The following is an 18,735-nucleotide window of genomic DNA, read 5'->3' as shown; positions in this document are numbered from 1 at the left end:
GTTCATGACCGAAACCAAGATGCCGGAGCGGGCCCAGGTCCTCGTCGACTTCAAGCCCACCAGGGAATTCTTCGTTGGGATCGACTCCGACGGCTGCGCCATGGACGCCATGGACATCAAGCACCAAGAGTGCTTCACGCCGGCCTACATCAAGTACTTCAACCTCCAGGCCGCCTCCACCCTGGTGCGGGAGACCGCCCTCTTCGTGAACCTGTACTCCACCACCCGCGGCCAGAACCGGTGGGTGGCGCTGGCCCGGCTCTTCGAGCTGCTGAGGAAGCGCCCGGAGGTGCTGGAGCGCGGTGTGCGGATCCCCGAGGGGCGGGAACTGCAGAAGTTCCTCGACTCCGGCTACCCCCGCTCCGACCGCGGCATCGCCGACTTCGCCGCGGCCCAGCCGTCGGTGGAGATCGAGGAGTGCATGGAGTGGGGCAAGGGCGTCAACGAGCTGATCGAGTGGATGGTGCACGGCTGCGCCCCGTTCCCCGGTGTGCGTGAGGCGTTCGACGCCATGGCCGGGCAGGTGGACTGCATGACGGTCTCCGCCACCCCCATGGAGGCGCTCGAGCGCGAATGGCACGAGCACGACCTGGCCGGGTACATGAAGGTCATCGCCGGCCAGGAGATGGGTTCCAAGGCCCAGCACGTGCACTGGGCCGCCAAGGGTAAGTACGAAGACGACCACATCATGCTGATCGGTGACGCCCCGGGCGACCGGGACAGCGCCTTCTCCGAAGGGGTGCTGTTCTACCCGATCATGCCCGGTAGCGAGGCGGCGAGCTGGCAGCGTTTCCGCGAGGAGGCCCTCCCGCGCTTCCTGGGCGGGACGTATCGCGGTGAGTACCAGGACGCACTGGTGGCCGAATACGAGTCGCTGCTCCCCGCGACCCCGCCGTGGCGCACCATCTCACCGGTACCGGCCGACCCCGAGTCAAACCCCGGGGATATCCAACTGAAGTAGGGGTTGGAACCAGACGTTGGCCTGATGCGGCTCAGCTGATTTCTGGTGAAGGATGGGGTCCATGACCACTCTTGATGCCTCCGACGTGCACACTGGGCAGGGGAGAATCGTCCCGATGCAAGGGGAGGTCATGGAGCCGCTGGAACACGAGGACGTAACAACGCCGTCGGATCCGGTGCGCGCCAAACGGCTGAAAACCCTGATCCACGTGCTGACCTTCATCGGTCTCGCCTGCGTCGTCACCCTCGTCGTCCTGGGTTTCACCAGTGGGGTGCTGACGTCGGTGGCGTCGCTGCGTGAGTTCGTCGACGGCTTCGGCCTGCTCGCCCCCGTGGCCTTCATCCTCATCGGGTCGCTCGAGTCCGTCGTGCCGGTGATCCCGGGTTCCGGCGCCATCATCTCGGCGCCCATCATCTTCGGCCAGATCGAGGGCACCCTTTGGGCGTACCTCACCACCGTGCTGGGCTCCACCCTGGTGTTCTTCATCTCGCGCCACGTCGGCCGCGACATCGTCGTCGCCCGTTTCTCGCAGCGCACACTGGAGCGGTACGGCAAATGGCTGGACCATCCAAAGTTCATGAAGTATTTCGCTATCGCGATTGCCCTTCCACTGGCCCCTGACGACGTACTGTGTTACATGGCTGGGCTCACCAACATGCGGTGGCGCACCTACCTGCTCATCATCTTCCTGTGCAAGCCGTGGGGAGTGGTGCTCTACACAACAGGCGTTATGACCATTCTGAAGGTGGTGTTCCCATGGCTGGGTCTCTAGTGCCAGCAGCGGAGACGCACCCCGACGCAGGTCTGCGGGTCTGTCTCTACTCGGGAGCCGGCCGGCTCATGGAACGCAGCGGCGTCGGATCCGCCATGCGGCATCAGGCGAAGATGCTGCTCAATCTGGGTTCGCAACTGGTGAAGCTGTGGAAGCGGCCCGACATCGTGCAGCTCAACACCATCTTCCCGGATTCCGTGCTCGTCGGCGTTCTCGCCAGGGCGTTGGGGATCCCCGTCGTCGTGTTCGCGCATTCCACGAGGGAGGACTTCGAACAGTCCTGGGTGGGCGCGCGAACCTTCGCGCCGCTGTTCGAGAAGTGGCTGGGCGTCGTGTACCGCCGCGGCGACGTCGTGGTCACCCCCACGCCCTATTCGCGCGGCATCATTGAGAATTACCGGATCACCGCGCCCATCCGGGTGTTGACCAACGGCGTCGACACCCGCTTCTTCTCCGGCGGCCACGCGGCCCGCGCGCGGTTCCGCGCCCGGCACCGCATCGCGTCGGATCGCCACGTGGTGCTGAGTGTCGGGCACCTGATGGTGCGCAAGGGCATCCTCGAATACATCGATCTCGCCCGCTCCATGCCGGAGGCGGATTTCTACTGGGCGGGCACCGCGCCCAATGCGGTGATGACGCCGGATGTGCGGGCGGCGTTGGCCCACCCGCCGTCGAACCTCCACCTCCTGGGGCACATCCCGCCGGACGAGGTGCGCGACGCCTACGCGGGGGCGGACCTCTTCTGCTTCATGTCGCACGAGGAGACCCAGGGCATCGTCGTGCTGGAGGCGCTGTCCAGCGGCGTACCGGTGCTGGTGCGCGACATCCCCGTGTACGACGGTTGGCTTCACGAGGTGGCCGTGCACCGCGCGTCCACCACCCGCGAGTTCGAGACGACGGCGCGGGCCGTCCTCTCCGGCGAGGCGCCGGACCTGACCGAGGCCGGGCGGTTGCTGGCGGCCCAGCACGACCTGCTCGAGGTGTCCACGGACCTTGCTGCGGTGCACCGGGACCTGCTCGAGCGACGCCCGGGCCACCGTCGCGCCATCGGTGCCTGACCTGAGTGCTCGGTGAGCGTCGGTAATAGGCTGGGGCTGAGAACCCGTCAGTGGTGACGGGCGGCTAGGAGGGCCCCATGAAGACTCATCGGCTCGGCACGACGGACCTTGAGGTTCCCGCTGTCGTCACCGGCGTGATGCGCATCCAGGACAAGACCGACGACGAGATCCGCGCGTTGTACACCGCCTCCCGCGAGGCGGGGATCAACTTCTTCGACCACGCCGACATCTACGGCTCGGCGCCGTACCACGGGTGCGAGAAGAGGTTCGCGGAGGCGCTGCAGCTCAGCGCGGCGGAGCGCGGTGAGATCATCCTGCAGACGAAGGCCGGGATCAACAAGGACGGCCCCTTCTTCGACTTCTCCTACGAACACCTCGTGCGCCAGATCGACAACTCGCTCAGGGCGCTGGACACCGACTACCTCGATGTTTTCCTTCTCCACCGTCCCGACGCGCTGGTGGAACCCGAGGAGGTCGCCCGGGCGCTCGATGACGCGGTGACCGCCGGCAAGGTCCGGCACGTGGGCGTCTCCAACCACACCCCGAACCAGATCGAGCTGCTGAAGCGATACGTGCGCCAACCCCTCGTCGCGAACCAGCTGCAGCTGTCGATCACGCACGCGCCCATCGTCGCGCAGGGAGTGGCGGCCAACATGGTGGACGTGAAGCAGTCGGTGAGCCTGGACCTGGGCATCCTCGACTACTGCCGCCTCCATGACATCACCGTCCAGGCGTGGTCGCCGTTCCAGGCTGCATTCTTCAACGGCGTGTTCCTCGGCAACGCCGACTACCCGGAGCTCAACGCCGTCATCGACTGGTTGGCTGCCAAGTACGGGGTCGCGCCGGAGGGTATCGCCACCGCCTGGATCACCCGCCACCCTGCCAGCATCCAGGTTGTACTGGGCACGACCACTCCAGAGCGCGTCACGAAGGCAGCCGCCGGGGCCGACGTCGAGCTCTCCCGCCCAGAGTGGTACGAGCTGTTCAGGGCCGCCGGGTACCTCGTCCCGTGATGCCGCGGCGGCCCCTGGCTGTCGTCGTTTTGTGCGCCGCGGTGAGGGGGTGCTAAGGTTTGACGTCGGGTCGAGAGACCCGGATGCGCGCGTGGCGGAATGGCAGACGCGCCGGCTTCAGGTGCCGGTGCCCGCAAGGGCGTGGAGGTTCAACTCCTCTCGCGCGCACGACGACAACCACCACAACAGGTGAGAGATCCCCAGCCGGTCACCCCGGCTGGGGATTTCCTGTCTGTAGCGACGCAGCGCGATGTGGTCAGGGTCAGAGCTGGACCGTGCCGTGTTCACCCTGGTCTGGCCGCTCACCCGTGACAGCGGCCTTGGCCAACCCGATCAGCGTCGCCACCTGGCTGCCGCCGTCCCAATACTCGGCGGTGTTGACGTTTACCTCCAAGATGACGTTGGCCGGGTCCTCGGCATCCCCGGCGTACGCCTCCTGGATGCGGTTCCACAGTTCGCGCTTCTTGGCCGTGTCGCGTTCGACCCGACCAGTGCCCGACATCGACACGTAGGCGCTGCCATCCATGATCGAAAGGTTCACCTGCTGCCCGTCGGACTGGGTCGAGACGTCGTTGTCGCCCTGTGTGATGAAACGAAAGACCGACTCCTCCCGCTCCGCGATGGTCATGGGGCGGCTCATGAGCGCGCCGTCGGCGTCGCGCGTGGTGGCCATCACGAAGCGCTGGCCCTTGATGAGGTCGTCGAGATGAGCGGCGTGCTCCGCCGGAGTCGTGTGCTTATCCATGGAGCGACTGTAAACGTTGAACAAACCTGACACAAGGGATGGCGCAGTCGTCCTTGAACAGATGGCATGGGTACGCAGCGGCGTAGTAGCAGGGGCGGTCCTGGGCCGTTGCGCGGAACGGTGCATGGAGGGGCCCGGGATGAGACAATCAACCCACGGGCTGACGCGCGGCCCGGGGTCCTGGGGAGGCCGCCATGGTTGTCGCAATTCTGTTGTGCCTGGGTGCCATCTGGGGCATCGTCACGGGCGTGGTCCAGCACAGGACGGCGCGGATCATTGTCTCGACGATGGTGCTCATCCTCGTGATCGCCGGGTGGATCTACTTCTCCCTGAACCCGTACTGACTGGTCACTCCCCGGGGCGGACGATCCCGTGCTCATAGGCCAGGACGACAGCCTGGACGCGATCCCGGAGCCCGAGTTTCTGCAACACCCGCGCGACGTGCGTCTTGACGGTCTGGATGCCGACGAACAGCGTGTCGGCAATTTCCGCATTCGACTTCTCCCGGGCGATGAGGGTCAGCACCTCGGTCTCCCGCTCGGTGAGGAAGTGGTACCCCGGCGGCGGGCCCGCGTGTCCTGTGCGCGTGAACTGTTCGATCAGCCGCCTGGTGATGCTGGGCGCCAAGAGTTCCTCTCCCCGGGCAACGGCGCGCACGCCCGAGAGGAGTTGGTCTGTGGGTGCGTCCTTGAGCAGGAAGCCGCTGGCGCCGGCGACGAGCGAGTCGTAGACGAGTTGGGACCGGTCGAAGGTGGTGAGCATGACGACGCGGACGCCCGTGGTGGAGGTGATGATCGCTCGTGTTGCGTCGATGCCGTCGACCTTCGGCATCCGGATGTCCATGAGCACCAGGTCCGGGCGGAGCGTGCGCGCCAGGTCTATCGCCTCCCGCCCGTCCGCCGCCTCCGCGACAACGTCGAGGTCATCTTCCGCGGAGAGGATCATCCTCAGGCCGGTGCGGACGAGTTCCTGGTCGTCAGCCAGCAGGATGGTGGTCATGGGTTCTCCTGAGGGATGGTGGCCGCGACGCGAAAGCCGCCCCCGGCGGTGGGGCCGGTGTGGAGCGTTCCTCCGGCCGCCGCGATGGCCGCGGCGAGCCCCTTCAGTCCCGTGCCCGTGCCGGTACCGGGGAGCGCGTTGCCGGTGTGCTCAGCGCCGCCGTCGAGGACCTCGAGCATGATCGCCCCGGGGAGTCTCCTGACGCGCACCTGCGCCGTCGCTCCGGCGGCGTGGCGGGCGACGTTGATGATCGCCTCGCGGACGATACGGTGCGCGAGGACGGCGGCGGCGCCGGCGGGCACGGGGTCCGCGGTCACCGTGACGTCGACGCCGGCTCGTCGGCCGATGGCGGCGAGGCGGGCCGGGTCCAGGGGTGCCGCGCGGGATTCGATGGTTTCGAGGCCGTTCTTCAGCTCGTCGAGACTCTGCGCCGCGACCTGTGCGATGAGGCTCAGCGTGGCATCCTGGCCGGACCCCTGCCTCTGCTGTGCGCCCGCATGCAGGCAGACGACGGTCATCCCATGTGCGACGGTGTCGTGCAGCGTGCTGGCCAGCGCCTCGCGCTCCCGCGCGACAGCGAGCCGGACCGCCGCGCCCCGCCCGCTCTCGAGCGCTTCCACCACCTCCCGTGTCCGACGCAGCCGTTCCTGCCATCCGCTGACGATTCGGCCCAGTAGGAGCGCGCTGAGCGACCACAGAAGCACGGGCCCAACGCCCTCTCCAGGGCCGACGAACTCGATCGCGACCACACCGGCGGCGGTGATCGCCCCGCCCAACAGCCACCGGCGCGCCGGGCACCATGCGCCGATGCTGTAGAAGAGGGCCGAAAGCAGAGCGATGCCCGTGACGAGGGAGGAGATCGGCGTCAGCCACGCGCTCACCAGTACCCCGAGTGCCGAGGCGGCGGCAGCCGCGAAGATGGGGTGGGTCCGGCGCCAGACGAGGGGTGTGCAAACGGCGGCGGCCCCCACGACAGCTACCCAGAGGAGGGGACCCTCCCCGTCGGAGATCAACGCCACCTCGACCCCCATCGCGACGGCCAGCGCGGCTGCCATCAGGGCGTCAGACGGAGACCAGTCGGTCCGGGGCGCCGTGGGCTCCGGCCCCGGCACGTCCGCCGCCGCCGTCGGGGCCTCCTCACGCATGAAACCGACCGCGTCGCGCAGCAGGTCAAGTACTTGGCGCGCCTGGCGCTCGAGCACGGGCAACGCGGTGCGGTCACCGCCGCGGAGTGCGCCTTCGGCCCTGAGCGCGATCCCGGCGATGCGCTCGGCCAGGTCCGCGTGCACCTCGGCTTGCACCCCGTTGAGCACGTCCAGCCGCGCCGCCTCGACGTCGATGCGCTGTTGCTCCTCCAACTGCGCCTGGAGCCGAGCGAGTCGACCGACGTGCAGCGCGCGGGCCTTGACGGCGGCCCCGGCGAGCGCGGGACCCCCGACGAGTACCGCGAAGAACACGAGGTCGTCGAGCCAATGGAACCCGTCGCCGAGGGCCTGGTTGGCGAGCACCAGCAGGCTGGTACTCAGCACGACGCTGCCAGCGGCCTCCAGGCGCGGCAACCAGGCACCGGCCGTGTACCCCGCGAGGATCGCGATGAGGAGCGTGGGCCCGTCGAGATACCAGTCGAAGCCGTTCCAGGCGGCCAAGAGAGACACCGGTCCGCAGCAGACGAACAGTGTGGCCGCAATGACCCTGCGTGTCACGAAACCGAGTTTAGTCACCGCAATCTCATCACACGTCACTCTCCGGAGGGATGACGGTACTGCCCTGCCTGAGCGAGCGTTGAACCCATGAATGCACACCGACTCGCGCTATGGGCCGCCGTCGCGGCCGTCATCATCTGGGCACTCAAGGCTGCTGCGATCGGCATCGCCGGCGGACCGGGCAGGAGCCCTCTCGAAGACCCGCTCTTCTTCGGCGGGCTGCTGGCGTTCGTCATCGCCGTTGTCGCACTCGTCGCCGCAGCAACCGGCGGCGCCCGCAGGTGGATCCGCGTGCTGTTCTTCGTCGGCGTAGTGGTCGCCGGCGCGGTCCTGACCTTCGCCGTCGGAGCAATCGTGGAGGCAGTAGGCGGGCAGGACGGCAGCGCTCATTGGCTCTGGGGCGAGGTGAACCTCTGGGTATCTGCGCTGGTGGTCCTGACCGCTTCCGCCGTGCTGGTCCGCGGTCGCCCGCGGTCCCGCTGGGCTTGACCTGCCACCGGTACCCGGGTCAGCGAGCGCCGTCAGGCCAGTGGGCCGAGCAGGTAGCTCTTCAGCGTCGCCTGCGCGACTTCGCTCTGGCCGTGCTCGCCGGTGAACTGGGCCGTCGCGTCCGTGCCGCACAGCGGCTCGATCCGCTCGGGGCCGCCCGGGTGCTGCGGGATCCAACTGGTGACGTCGTAGGCGTTGCCGTCGACGGCGATCCAGCAGTCGGCGGGCGTGCTGTGGGCCGCCACGTCGGCCATCGTGTAGGCGCTCTGCCCAGGTGCCGCAGCCCTTACCGCCACGCCGGACCAGGCCGCCGTCGCGCCCGAGTGGCCGGTGAGGGTCACGAGCACGAGCACCACGAGAGCCAGCGCCGACACCACCCAGCCGAACACGCCACGCGCCGACGACGGGTCGGCCCGCCGCACGCGCCACAACCAGACGCCGCCCGCCACGAGCAGCACGGCGGAGGCCAGCGCGGTCCACATGCCCAGTTCCGAGTGGGTGACCGGGAGGCCCACTTTCGCGGCCAGGTCGTCGCCGGTTCCCCAGGCGGCAACCGCCCCCAGGGCGCCGAGGGCGAGGAGCCCCAGCACCGGCAGGGCGAACCTCGGCCGCCAGGCCGGCCGGAGGGTCAGCGCCACGATCGAGACGGCGGACAACGGCAGCAACACCACCGGCAGGTGCACGAACAGCGGGTGGGCCGGCAGCCCGAGGATGTCTTCCAGCATGGGGATGAGACTAGATGTGGCGAAGGGGCGGTGCATAGGGGGACGACGCCGTGCGTCAGGCACCGGGCAGCGAAAACCCGCCGGGTGCCTGGGAGGCAACCGGCGGGTTCACGGGGTCTGCGTTACTGAACCTTGACGGGGCGGCCGCTGCGGGCCGATTCCTCGGCCGCCTCGGCCAGCACCAGGGCCTCGATGCCGTCACTGATGGTCGGCGACACCTCGACGCCCTCGTTGATCGCGTCGATGAAGGACGCCAGCTCGTCGCGGTACGCGTCGGCGTAGCGCTCCAGGAAGTAGTCCAGGTACGGGTCCTGGGCCGCGCTGAAGTCCTTCTTGTTCACGGTCAACGACGTGGGGCGCAGGTTGTCGACGAACAGCGAACCGTCCGCACCGTGCACCTCCATCCGCTGGTCGTAGCCGGCGGCGCAGTGACGGTTGTTGGTGATCGACGCCACGGCGCCGTCGACGCTGCGCAGCACGACGACCGCGCCGTCGAAGTCACCGGTGCCCGCCAGTTCGGGGATGTTGCTCTGTCCGAACGCGGTGACCTCGGCGATGTCGCCCATGAAGAACCGGGCCTGGTCGAAGTCGTGGATGGTGCAGTCCTTGAAGATGCCTCCCGACGACGCGATGTAGCTCGCCGGGGGAGCGGCGGGATCGCGCGATTGGATGGTCATCTGCTCGACGCGGCCGATCTCTCCGGCGGCGACGAGATCGTGCGCCTTCTTGATCGACGGGTCGTAGCGACGCTGGAAACCCACCATCACCGGCGGGTGCTCGAAGGTGGCCAGATCGGCCTCCAGCTCGCGCGCCTGCGCCACCGACGAAGCAACCGGCTTCTCGCAGAGCACGGCCTTGCCGGCGCGTGCCGCGGCGAGGACCTGCTCGGCGTGCAGCGGGGTGGGCGAGCCGATGATCACGGCGTCCACCTCAGGATCTGCGAACACCTCCGCGGCGTCCTTCACGGCCCGTGCGCCATGCGCGGCGGCGAGATCCTCTGCCGCGGTACCGAACGGATCCGACACGAGCACGAGTTCGGCGCGGGGGTGCGACGCGATCGCCTGGGCGTGCACCCGGCCGATGCGGCCGGCGCCGATGATGGCTACGCGGAGTAACTTGTCTGTCATGTACCCACTCCTCAGGGGGCTGGAACGAGGATGTCGCGGACGAGAGCATCGAGATCGGCGTCTGCCGCGAGGAACTGGCGGAGGGTCTTGCGGGTGGGGCCGAAGTCTTCGAACTCCTCGGGCGTCATCCCGTCGACCTCGTAGGCGCGGCGGAAGTCCTCGATCTTCAGCAACTCCTGGAGGTGCTCCTGCTTGACGGGCTCGTCCATGCGGGGGACGGTCTCATATCCGGACTCGTTGATGGTCTTCTGCCACGTGAACGGCGGGGAGACCACCACGTCGCCGCCCACGAACTCAGCCCAGTGGTTGACGTTGCGGAAGGCTGCGGACAGGACCCGCGAGCGGTACCCGCGCTCCTGGAAGATCTTGTAGGCACGCTTCATGCACGCGACGCCGGCCCACTCGAGGGCCTCCGGGTCCACTGAGAGCCCCTCGCGCTCGGCGGTTTCCTTGAGCCAGTCGTCGAGGCGTCCCACCATGATGGTGACGACGGGGCCCATCTCGGAGACGTCATGACCCTCGGCCTCGCGGCGCTTCAGGCCGCGCTCGATGGCCTCGCCCGCCTGCACCGCCTGGGGTACGGAGAAGGAGACGGTCACGTTGATGGACACGCCGCGGTAGCTGGCCTCTTCGATGGCCTCCAGGCCCGTCTTGGTGGCCGGGATCTTCACAACGATGTTGTCGGCCAGCTCATGGAACTCCACGGCCTGGTCCGCGAGCGCCTGGGCGTCGCGGTGGAGGCGCGGGTCGGTCTGTACCGACAGGCGACCGTTGCGGCCGTTGTGCTCCCTGAAGATCGGCTCGAGCAGCGCGGCTGCTTCGACGGACATGTCCTTCACGGCCTGCCAACCGATCTGCGACTCGCCCCAGGTGGGGTGCTCGGCCGCGATGGCCTCGATGCGCGGACGCCACTCATCGAGGTGCTGCTTGATGGTGGTGTAGGCGATCACCGGGTTGCATGTGGCCCCGACCCCGCCGAACGCGATGGACTGCTTCAGCTCATCGAGATCCGAGGAATCGTTCCACAGGGACGTGGGGGTGGTCTGCGCTGCGGCCAGCAGCGGCCCGGGGGTGTAGTCAGTCATCTGGCTCCTGCTTTCACGGAGAGCGGCGGCGTCGCCGTATGTGACTCAGTTAATCGCATTGTCTATGCATAGTCAAGCGATTGTCAGAACATTTACTCAGGACGTGAACAACGTGAACTGGAACGAGTACAGCGAGGGGCGGTAGACGTGGTTGCCCAGTTCCACGGCGCGGCCCTCGGCTGTGCGGCCCACCCGGTGCATCGTCAGCAGTGGCGCGCCCTTGTCCTCGCCGAGGAGCTCTGCCTCTTCGGCCGTGGCGCCGCGGGCGCCGACCGACTGCTGCGCCGCCGCGATCAGCACGTCGCGCTTCTGCAGACACTGGTAGAGGCCGTGTTCGCCCAGCTCCTGCCAGGTGGGGGCGATGTCGAGCGGGATGAGGTTGGTGAGGATGGCGAGGGGGTGGTCGTCCGCGTAGCGCAGGCGGCTGACTTCGAGCAGTCCCTCGCCGGGCTTCATCCCGAGCTTCTCGGCTTCGTCGGGCGCCGCCTCGCGCACCTGGTACTTGAGCACTTTGGTGGAGGGGGAGAAGCCTGCCTCCACGAGGTCCTCATTGAGAGAGGAGAGCTTCATGGGGCGGTGCACGTGGGGCGGGGCGACGCGGGTGCCGACGCCGCGTCGGCGGGTCAGCAGGCCCTTGGCGACCAGTTCCTGGAGAGCGCGGCGCGCCGTCGGGCGGGCGACGTCGAGGCGCTGGGCCATCGAGACCTCGTCCTCGATGCGCGCGCCTGCTGCGAGTTCACCGGAGAGGATCGCCGCCTCGATGGGTTGGGCGATCTGCTCATACAGGGGACGATCCGAGTGGCGGTCGATTGTGATGTCCGGTGTGTAGGTCTCGTCCATGCATACTCCTTGACCTGGCCGACTTTGGCAGCGGTATGAACCGCCAGAGCGGTATTGCGACAGATCATACTCCGGAAGCGCGCGTCTCGAATGTGTGCACAAAGAGTTGACCACGCTGTTCCAGTCAGGCAGACTGAGGGCCGACGAAGGAGGTCATCACTGTGGATGGCGAACACGTGCCCGAGATTCTCGTGGTGGGGCGCTGCAGCGTCGACGTGTATCCGCTCGAGGTCGGGGTCCACCTCGAGGATGTGAGCATTTTCCGGAAGTTCCTCGGCGGTTCCGCCACCAACGTCGCGGTCGCGGCCGCGCGCTACGGCCGCAACGTCACGGCGCTCACCGGCGTGGGCGACGACCCGTTCGGCCGTTTCATCATCGCCGAGCTGGGGCGTCGCGGGGTGGATGCCTCGCACGTGGTGACCAATCCCGCGTTCAACACACCTGTGACATTCTGCGAGATCTTCCCGCCGGACAACTTCCCGCTCTACTTCTATCGCGCGCCGACCGCACCGGATCTCGAGTTGCGTCCGGAAGATCTGCCGGCCGACCTCGCCGACTACCGCATCCTCTGGATGACCGCCAGTGGCCTGTCGGTTGAGCCTTCACGTCAGACCCACCGAACCCTGGCCCGCACGGAGCGCAGCGGAATGCTGGTGTTCGATCTGGATTACCGCGCCCGTTTCTGGGACGACGAGGTCACCGCCTCGGGGCACATCAGCTCCATGCTGGAACACGCCGACGTCGCGATCGGCAATCTCGAGGAGTGTCGCATCGCGGTGGGTGAGACCGACCCGGAGCGAGCCGCCGACGCGCTGCTCGACCGGGGCGTCGACATCGCCATCGTCAAGCAGGGCCCCGTCGGCACCTTCGCCAAGTCCCGCACCCAGAGCACCTTCGTGCCGGCCAGCCGGATCGAGGTCGTCAACGGCCTCGGCGCCGGCGACGCGTTCGGTGGCGCGGTGTGCCACGGCCTCCTCAACGGCTGGGAACTGCCGCAGCTCATCCGGTTCGCCTCCGCGGCCGGCGCCATCGTGGCGTCCAAGCTCGAGACGGCCCCCGCCATGCCGGACCAGGCGGAGGTCGAGGACATGCTGGCCCGCCACGTGGAAACCGACGCACGGGGGCAGGCATGATCACCTTCGACGACCTCACTGACGTGCGCTTCACGCGCCCCGACGCAGTGGCTGCGGCCCTCGCCGCTCGCGCGCCCGGCGTCATGCCGGCACCGGGGGAGAAGCTGCTGGTCATCGCGGCAGACCACCCGGGCCGCGGGGCCCTCAAGGCCGGTAGCGACGAGCTGGCCATGGCGTCGCGCCGCGTACTCCTCGAACGGTGCGCCGTGGCGATCGCCCGGCCCGGCGTCGGCGGGTTCCTCGGCACCCCGGACCTCATCGAGGAACTCGCCCTCCTCGGCGCGCTTGAGGGCAAGCTGGTGTTCGGCTCCATGAACCGCTCCGGCCTGGCCGGCTCCACGTTCGAGGTGGACGACCGCATCACCGGCTACACCGCGCCCGGCATCGAGCAGGCGGGCCTCGACGGGGGCAAACTCCTCCTGCGCATCGACCTGCAGGACCCGGCCACCCCGGCCATGCTGGAACAGGCCGCGCGCGCCGTCGACGACCTGGCCGCGGCGGGGCGCATCGCGATGCTGGAACCCTTCATCAGCCGCCGCGTGGAGGGTCAACTCACCAACGACCTGTCTCCCGACGAAGTCATCCGCGCCATCAGCGTGGCCTCCGCGTTGGGTCACACCTCGGCGCGCACCTGGCTGAAGCTGCCGTGCGTGGCGGACATGGACCGCGTGCTGGAGTCCACCACGCTGCCGGTCCTGCTGCTGGGCGGCCCGGTGCCGGAGCAGATGGACGAAACCGTCCGTGCCTGGGCCAGCTCACTGCGCAATCCCAGCGTGAAGGGGCTCGTCATCGGGCGCGCCCTGCTCTTCCCCCGCGACGGTGATGTGGCCGGCGCGGTGGACCGACTCGTGGAGGTTCTGTGAACGACAACGCCAAGTACGTCATCCCTGCGGGGGAAACCGCCCATGGCAACTTCGAGACGGACGTGACCGCGCAGCGCGCCGGCTGGGAGTGGTGTTCGATCCGCGTGATCGGGCTGCCGGCCGGGGCCGCGCAGACCGTCGACACCGGCGGCGAGGAGATCCTGGTGCTGCCGCTCAGCGGATCCTGCACCGTGAAGGTCGACGGTGAGACCCACCGCTTGGAGGGCCGCGGCGAGGTCTGGACCGAGATCACCGACTACCTGTACGTCCCGCGCGGCAAGACCGCCGTCATCCACAGCGAGCAGGGCGGCCGGTTCGCGCTGCCCGGATCGAAGGCCACCAAGGACCTCCCCGTCGTGTACTGCCCGTCGTCGCAGGTCATCACGACGCTGCGCGGTACCGGCAACTGCTCGCGGCAGGTCAACAACTACGCGCTGGGCAACCCGCTGGAGACGTCCCACCTGCTGGCGTGCGAGGTGCTCACGCCCGGCGGCAACTGGTCCAGCTACCCGCCCCACAAGCATGACGAACACACTCAGGACGAACGCGTCCTCGAGGAGATCTACTACTACGAGGTGCGCCCCGGCCGCGACGGTTCGAAGGGGATGGCGCTCCAGCGCATCTACCCGTCGCCCGGGAAGCCCATCGACGTGTGCACCGAGGTCAACTCTCGCGACGTCGTGGTGATGCCGTTCGGCTACCACGGCCCGTCGGTCGCCGCCCCCGGCTATGACCTGTACTACCTCAACGTCATGGCCGGTCCCTCCGAGGACTCCACCTGGCTGATGACCGACGACCCCCATTACACGTGGATCCGCCAGGCCTGGGAAGAATCCGAGGTCGACCCCCGTCTCCCCATGACCCCCCTCAATCCCCAGGAGTGAGCATGAGCACCACCGTTCGCCTTACCGTCGGGCAGGCTGTCGTCCGATTCCTCGTCAACCAGTTCTCCGAATCCGACGGCGTCGAGCGCCGCCTGATCGCTGGGGCCTTCGGCATCTTCGGCCACGGCAATGTCGCCGGCATGGGCCAGGCGCTGCTCCAGAACGACCTCGACCCGGAACCGGATGGCGGTGAGATGCCCTACATCATGCCCCGCAACGAGCAGGGCATGGTCAACGCCGCCGCCGCGTACGCCAAGTCCACCAACCGCACGCAGACATGGATGTGCACCTCGTCCATCGGCCCGGGGGCATTGAACATGGTGACCGGCGCCGCCGTCGCCACCACCAACCGGCTGCCCGTGCTGCTGTTCCCGTCGGACCAGTTCGCCACCCGCGCGCCGGATCCGGTGCTGCAGCAGGTCGAGGACCCGGTGTCGCCGCTGACGGCGGCCACCGACGCCTTCCGGCCCGTGTCGCGGTTCTTCGACCGCGTCACACGCCCCGAACAACTCATCCCGTCGCTGATGCAGGCCATGCGCGTGCTGACCGATCCGGCCGACACGGGAGCCGTCACCGTCGCCCTGCCCCAGGACGTGCAGGCCGAAGCCTACGACTTCCCGGTGGAGTTCTTCGCCAAGCGGGTCTGGCGGATCCGCCGTCCTGCGCCGGAAAGGGTCGCCATCGAGCGCGCCGCCGAGATCATCCGCGGCGCCAAGCGCCCGCTCATCGTCTCCGGGGGTGGCACGATCTACTCCGGGGCTAGCGACGTGCTGCGTGCCTTCGCCTCGGCGACGGGCATCCCGGTGTCGGACACCCAGGCGGGCAAGGGCGCGATCGACGCCGACCACGACTGCTCCGTGGGCGGCGTGGGCTCCACCGGCGCCGAGTCGGCCAACGAACTGGCGCGCGGGGCGGACGTGGTGATCGGCATCGGTACCCGCTACTCCGACTTCACCACCGCGTCGCACACCGCGTTCCGCAACCCGCACCTCCGGTTCGTCAACATCAACGTCGGCGCCTTCGACGCGGCCAAGCACGCCGCCGAGATGGTGGTGGCCGATGCGCGCGAGGCGCTGGTGGCCCTGAGCGAGGCGCTCGAGGGCTACCGGGTCGACGAGGCGTACTCCGCCGAGGTCGCCCGCCTGCGTGACGAGTGGGCCACCACCACGGACGAGTGCGTCAACGTCGGCCATCAGCCGCAGCCCGCCCAGATCGAGGTCTTCGGCGCGCTCAACGAGATGATGGGCGAGAACGACGTCGTGATCAACGCGGCCGGCTCCATGCCCGGCGACCTCCAGTCGCTGTGGCGCGCCAAGACCCCCGTGCAGTACCACGTGGAGTATGCGTTCAGCACCATGGGCTACGAGATCCCCGCCGCGATGGGCGTCAAGCTCGCGCTGCCGGACAGCGAAGTGGTGGCCATCGTCGGCGACGGCACGTACCAGATGCTGCCGATGGAACTGGCCACCATCGTGCAGGAGGGCCTCAAGGTCATCCTGGTCCTGTTGCAGAACCACGGGTTCGCGTCCATCGGCGCGCTGTCCGAATCGCACGGCTCGCAGCGCTTCGGCACCCGGTACCGCAAGGGCTCGGTGCCGCACAACCGGGACGGTGACCTGCTCCCCGTCGACATCGCCACCAACGCCGAGAGCTGGGGCGTCACAGTGTTGCGGGTGAAGACCATGGAGGAATTCCGCGCCGCCTACCGCGAGGCCGAAGCCATGGACCGCGCCGTGATGATCTACATCGAGACGGCCCTTATCGGCCCCAACCCGCCCAGCAGCAGCTGGTGGGACGTGCCGATCGCCGAGGTGTCGCGCATCTCCTCGACGCAGGAGGCCCGCGCCCGCTACGAAACCAACCGCGCCCCCCAGCGCCACTACCTCTGACCGAGAAATAGGAGAACCATGAAGATCGCCGGTGCCCCCATCAGCTGGGGCGTATGCGAGGTCCCCGGGTGGGGCTACCAGATGAGCCCCCAGCGGGTGCTCACCGAGATGAAGGAGATCGGCCTCACCGCCACGGAGTTCGGCCCGCAGGGCTGGCTGCCGATCGACGCCGAGGAGCGCGCTGCCGCGGTGCGCGAGTTCGGCCTCAAGCCGGTGGGCTCCTTCTTCCTCGCCGTCATGCACGACCCCGAATTCGATCCCATCCCGCAGGTCAACCAGGAGCTCGACGCGTTCGAGGCGGCCGGGGGCGAGTTCCTCATCCTCGCCGCAGATTCCGGCAGCGAGGGCTACGACGACCGTCCTATCCTGGACGAGACCGGCTGGCAGACGCTGTTCGGCAACCTCTCGCGCATCACCGAGGTGTGCGCCGCCCGCGGCGTGACCGCCTGCATCCACCCCCATTGGGGCACGATGGTGCAGAACCTCGACGAGGTGGAGCGCGTGCTGGACAACTCGACGGTGGGCCTGTGCCTCGACACCGGTCACCTGAGCGCCGGCGGCGCCGACGTCGTCGACCTGGTGCGCCGGTACGCGGACCGCGTCGACATTGTGCATGCAAAAGATATCCGCAAGGACCTCACGGACCGACTCCTCACTGGCGAGCTCAGCTGGAGCGAGGGCATCAAGGCCGGCATGTTCACCCCCATCGGCCAAGGCGACATCGACTTCTCCGCCATCGTCGCCCTCCTCGACGAGGCCGGCTTCGACGGCTACTACGTGCTCGAGCAGGACATCATGCTCGACGAGGAGCCCCCGGCAGACGGTGGCCCCGTGGCCAACGCGAAGGCCTCGCTCGACGCTCTTTCGGCTCTGGCCTGATCCGTGCTATTGTTAGAACAAATAGGCGACGTGGCCAAAGAATGGAAGGTTGAGCCATGACTGAGACCATCACCCACTGGATCGGCGGAGCCCCGTACGAGGGCACGCCCACGCACCGCATCCCCGTGGAGAACCCAGCTACCGGTGAGGTGACCGGTGAGCTGCTCGCCGCGTCGCTCGCCGACGTCGACCATGCCGTCGAGGTTGCCCGCGAAGCGCAGAAGAGCTGGGCCGCGACCTCGCTGGCCAAGCGCACCGCCATCATGTTCAAGATGCGCGAGCTCGTGCTTGCGAACCAGGACGAGCTGGCCAAGGCCATCGTCGCTGAGCACGGCAAGGACTACGGCGACGCGATCGGCGAGATCCAGCGCGGCCGCGAAACCCTCGACTTCGCCTGCGGCATCAACACTGCCCTCAAGGGCGACCACTCCTACGACATCTCCTCCGGCGTGGACATCCACAGCATCCGCCAGCCCGTCGGGGTCGTCGCGGGCGTGTGCCCCTTCAACTTCCCGGTCATGGTCCCGATGTGGATGCACCCCATCGCCATCGCCACCGGCAACGCCTTCATCCTGAAGCCCGCCACCCCGACGCCCACCGCGTCGCTGGTCGTGGCCCGGCTCTACAAGGAGGCCGGCCTCCCCGACGGGGTCTTCAACGTCGTCGCCGGCGACGTCGAGACCGTCACAGGGCTGCTCGAGCACAAGGGCATCGACGCCATCTCCTTCGTGGGCTCCACCCCGGTGGCCCACATCATCCAGGAGAAGGCCACCCTGGCAGGCAAGCGGGTCCAGGCGCTCGGCGGCGCGAACAACCACGCCATCGTCATGCCCGACGCGGACCTCGAGTTCGCCGCCCAGCACATCTCCGCTGCGGCCTTCGGTGCCGCCGGTGAGCGGTGCATGGCGCTGCCGGTGGTCGTCGCCGTCGGCGGTGTGGAGGACAAGCTCGCCGAGCTGGTCAAGGCCAACGGCGCCAAGATCAAGGTGGGCTTCGGGCTCGACGAGGGCGTCCAGATGGGCCCCGTCATCACCCGCAAGGCGCAGGAGCGCATCAAGGGCCTCATCACCGACGCCGAGGAGCGTGGCGCCGAGGTGGTGCTCGACGGCCGCGACCTCACCGTCGACGGCTACGAGGATGGCTTCTGGGTTGGTCCCACCGTCCTGAAGAACGTCCCGCTGGATGCCCCGGCGTACCACCAGGAGATCTTCGGCCCTGTGCTCACCATCGTGGTGGCGGACAGCTACCACGAGGCCATCGAGATCGTGAACGGTTCCCCGTTCGGTAACGGCGCCGCGATCTTCACCAACGACGGTGGGGTCGCCCGCCGCTTCGAACTCGACGTGCAGGCCGGCATGGTGGGCATCAACGTGCCGATCCCGACCCCCGTTGCCTACTACTCATTCGGTGGCTGGAAGGATTCGCTGCTCGGCGACCACCACATCCACGGCCCCGAGGGCGTCTCGTTCTACACGCGCCTGAAGGCTGTCACCAGCCGCTGGCCCTCCGAGCGCACCTTCGAAGCGACCATGTCCTTCAAGCGCGAAGAGTGAGTTCCTACACCGCCTAG

The 18,735-nt window shown here is 68.2% G+C and carries 19 protein-coding genes and 1 tRNA gene; 13 read left to right on the top strand and 7 right to left on the bottom strand.

Annotated features, from left to right (window positions below; all coding sequences use genetic code 11):
- Positions 1-4 precede the first annotated feature (4 nt).
- The 5 genes from J7D54_RS12415 (at position 5) to J7D54_RS12395 (ending at position 3,972) form a co-directional block, all read left to right on the top strand.
- Positions 5-961: an HAD family hydrolase gene (locus J7D54_RS12415; protein WP_245244004.1), complete on the top strand. Its 957-nt coding sequence runs from the start codon at positions 5-7 to the stop codon at positions 959-961.
- 61 nt (positions 962-1,022) lie between these two features.
- Positions 1,023-1,733, top strand: coding sequence for a TVP38/TMEM64 family protein (locus J7D54_RS12410; protein ID WP_182764158.1), 711 nt, complete (start codon positions 1,023-1,025; stop codon positions 1,731-1,733).
- Positions 1,718-2,791, top strand: coding sequence for a glycosyltransferase (locus J7D54_RS12405; RefSeq protein WP_182764157.1), 1,074 nt, complete (start codon positions 1,718-1,720; stop codon positions 2,789-2,791). The genes J7D54_RS12410 and J7D54_RS12405 overlap by 16 nt, the downstream gene beginning before the upstream one ends.
- A 77-nt stretch (positions 2,792-2,868) precedes the next feature.
- Entirely contained in the window at positions 2,869-3,804 is a 936-nt protein-coding gene (locus tag J7D54_RS12400; protein ID WP_182764156.1) for an aldo/keto reductase family oxidoreductase, read from the top strand.
- 85 nt (positions 3,805-3,889) lie between these two features.
- Positions 3,890-3,972 (top strand) — tRNA-Leu (locus J7D54_RS12395).
- 94 nt (positions 3,973-4,066) lie between these two features.
- Here J7D54_RS12395 and J7D54_RS12390 read toward each other — a convergent pair.
- Positions 4,067-4,549 carry a pyridoxamine 5'-phosphate oxidase family protein gene (locus J7D54_RS12390; RefSeq protein WP_182764155.1) on the bottom strand — a complete coding sequence of 161 codons (483 nt, stop codon included), beginning with the start codon at positions 4,547-4,549 and terminating at the stop codon, positions 4,067-4,069.
- Between the two features lie 194 nt (positions 4,550-4,743).
- Between J7D54_RS12390 and J7D54_RS12385 the strand changes: the two genes are divergently transcribed.
- Complete coding sequence (locus J7D54_RS12385) at positions 4,744-4,893, top strand: hypothetical protein (RefSeq protein ID WP_182764154.1); 150 nt, start codon at positions 4,744-4,746, stop codon at positions 4,891-4,893.
- A gap of 4 nt (positions 4,894-4,897) precedes the next feature.
- Here J7D54_RS12385 and J7D54_RS12380 read toward each other — a convergent pair whose 3' ends face one another.
- Both J7D54_RS12380 and J7D54_RS12375 read right to left on the bottom strand, forming a co-directional pair.
- On the bottom strand, positions 4,898-5,548 hold the full coding sequence (locus J7D54_RS12380; protein WP_182764153.1) for a response regulator transcription factor: 651 nt from the start codon (positions 5,546-5,548) through the stop codon (positions 4,898-4,900).
- Positions 5,545-7,251, bottom strand: coding sequence for a sensor histidine kinase (locus J7D54_RS12375; RefSeq protein ID WP_182764152.1), 1,707 nt, complete (start codon positions 7,249-7,251; stop codon positions 5,545-5,547). Before J7D54_RS12375 ends, J7D54_RS12380 begins: the two co-directional genes overlap by 4 nt.
- Positions 7,252-7,338: 87 nt before the next feature.
- Between J7D54_RS12375 and J7D54_RS12370 the strand changes: the two genes are divergently transcribed.
- Complete coding sequence (locus tag J7D54_RS12370) at positions 7,339-7,740, top strand: hypothetical protein (protein WP_182764151.1); 402 nt, start codon at positions 7,339-7,341, stop codon at positions 7,738-7,740.
- A gap of 32 nt (positions 7,741-7,772) precedes the next feature.
- Here the strand turns inward: J7D54_RS12370 and J7D54_RS12365 are convergent, their stop codons facing one another.
- The 4 genes from J7D54_RS12365 to J7D54_RS12350 form a co-directional block, all read right to left on the bottom strand.
- A complete protein-coding gene (locus J7D54_RS12365; RefSeq protein WP_182764150.1) occupies positions 7,773-8,465 on the bottom strand; it encodes a cytochrome b5-like heme/steroid binding domain-containing protein in 693 nt (230 codons plus the stop codon).
- 122 nt (positions 8,466-8,587) lie between these two features.
- Positions 8,588-9,592 carry an inositol 2-dehydrogenase gene (iolG, locus tag J7D54_RS12360; protein WP_182764149.1) on the bottom strand — a complete coding sequence of 335 codons (1,005 nt, stop codon included), beginning with the start codon at positions 9,590-9,592 and terminating at the stop codon, positions 8,588-8,590.
- A gap of 11 nt (positions 9,593-9,603) precedes the next feature.
- Positions 9,604-10,677, bottom strand: a complete 1,074-nt coding sequence (locus J7D54_RS12355) for a transaldolase family protein (RefSeq protein WP_182764148.1) — start codon at positions 10,675-10,677, stop codon at positions 9,604-9,606.
- A 96-nt stretch (positions 10,678-10,773) separates the two neighbouring features.
- Complete coding sequence (locus J7D54_RS12350; protein ID WP_182764147.1) at positions 10,774-11,517, bottom strand: GntR family transcriptional regulator; 744 nt, start codon at positions 11,515-11,517, stop codon at positions 10,774-10,776.
- Between the two features lie 176 nt (positions 11,518-11,693).
- Between J7D54_RS12350 and iolC the strand changes: the two genes are divergently transcribed.
- Genes iolC through J7D54_RS12320 form a run of 6 tightly spaced genes read left to right on the top strand, consistent with a single transcriptional unit; the run spans position 11,694 to position 18,718 of the window.
- Complete coding sequence (iolC, locus tag J7D54_RS12345) at positions 11,694-12,650, top strand: 5-dehydro-2-deoxygluconokinase (RefSeq protein ID WP_245244003.1); 957 nt, start codon at positions 11,694-11,696, stop codon at positions 12,648-12,650.
- A complete protein-coding gene (locus J7D54_RS12340) occupies positions 12,647-13,513 on the top strand; it encodes a deoxyribose-phosphate aldolase (RefSeq protein ID WP_182764146.1) in 867 nt (288 codons plus the stop codon). The genes iolC and J7D54_RS12340 overlap by 4 nt, the downstream gene beginning before the upstream one ends.
- A complete protein-coding gene (iolB, locus tag J7D54_RS12335) occupies positions 13,510-14,397 on the top strand; it encodes a 5-deoxy-glucuronate isomerase (protein WP_182764145.1) in 888 nt (295 codons plus the stop codon). Before J7D54_RS12340 ends, iolB begins: the two co-directional genes overlap by 4 nt.
- Before the next feature lie 2 nt (positions 14,398-14,399).
- Entirely contained in the window at positions 14,400-16,286 is a 1,887-nt protein-coding gene (gene iolD / locus J7D54_RS12330) for a 3D-(3,5/4)-trihydroxycyclohexane-1,2-dione acylhydrolase (decyclizing) (protein WP_182764144.1), read from the top strand.
- Between the two features lie 18 nt (positions 16,287-16,304).
- Positions 16,305-17,165, top strand: coding sequence for a sugar phosphate isomerase/epimerase (locus tag J7D54_RS12325; RefSeq protein ID WP_182764143.1), 861 nt, complete (start codon positions 16,305-16,307; stop codon positions 17,163-17,165).
- 56 nt (positions 17,166-17,221) lie between these two features.
- A complete protein-coding gene (locus J7D54_RS12320; protein WP_182764142.1) occupies positions 17,222-18,718 on the top strand; it encodes a CoA-acylating methylmalonate-semialdehyde dehydrogenase in 1,497 nt (498 codons plus the stop codon).
- The last annotated feature ends 17 nt before the right edge of the window (positions 18,719-18,735 follow it).

The sequence above is a fragment of the Tessaracoccus sp. MC1865 genome (genome assembly GCF_017815535.1).
Taxonomy (GTDB): domain Bacteria; phylum Actinomycetota; class Actinomycetes; order Propionibacteriales; family Propionibacteriaceae; genus Arachnia.
This window is presented reverse-complemented; position numbering and strand designations above follow the sequence as displayed.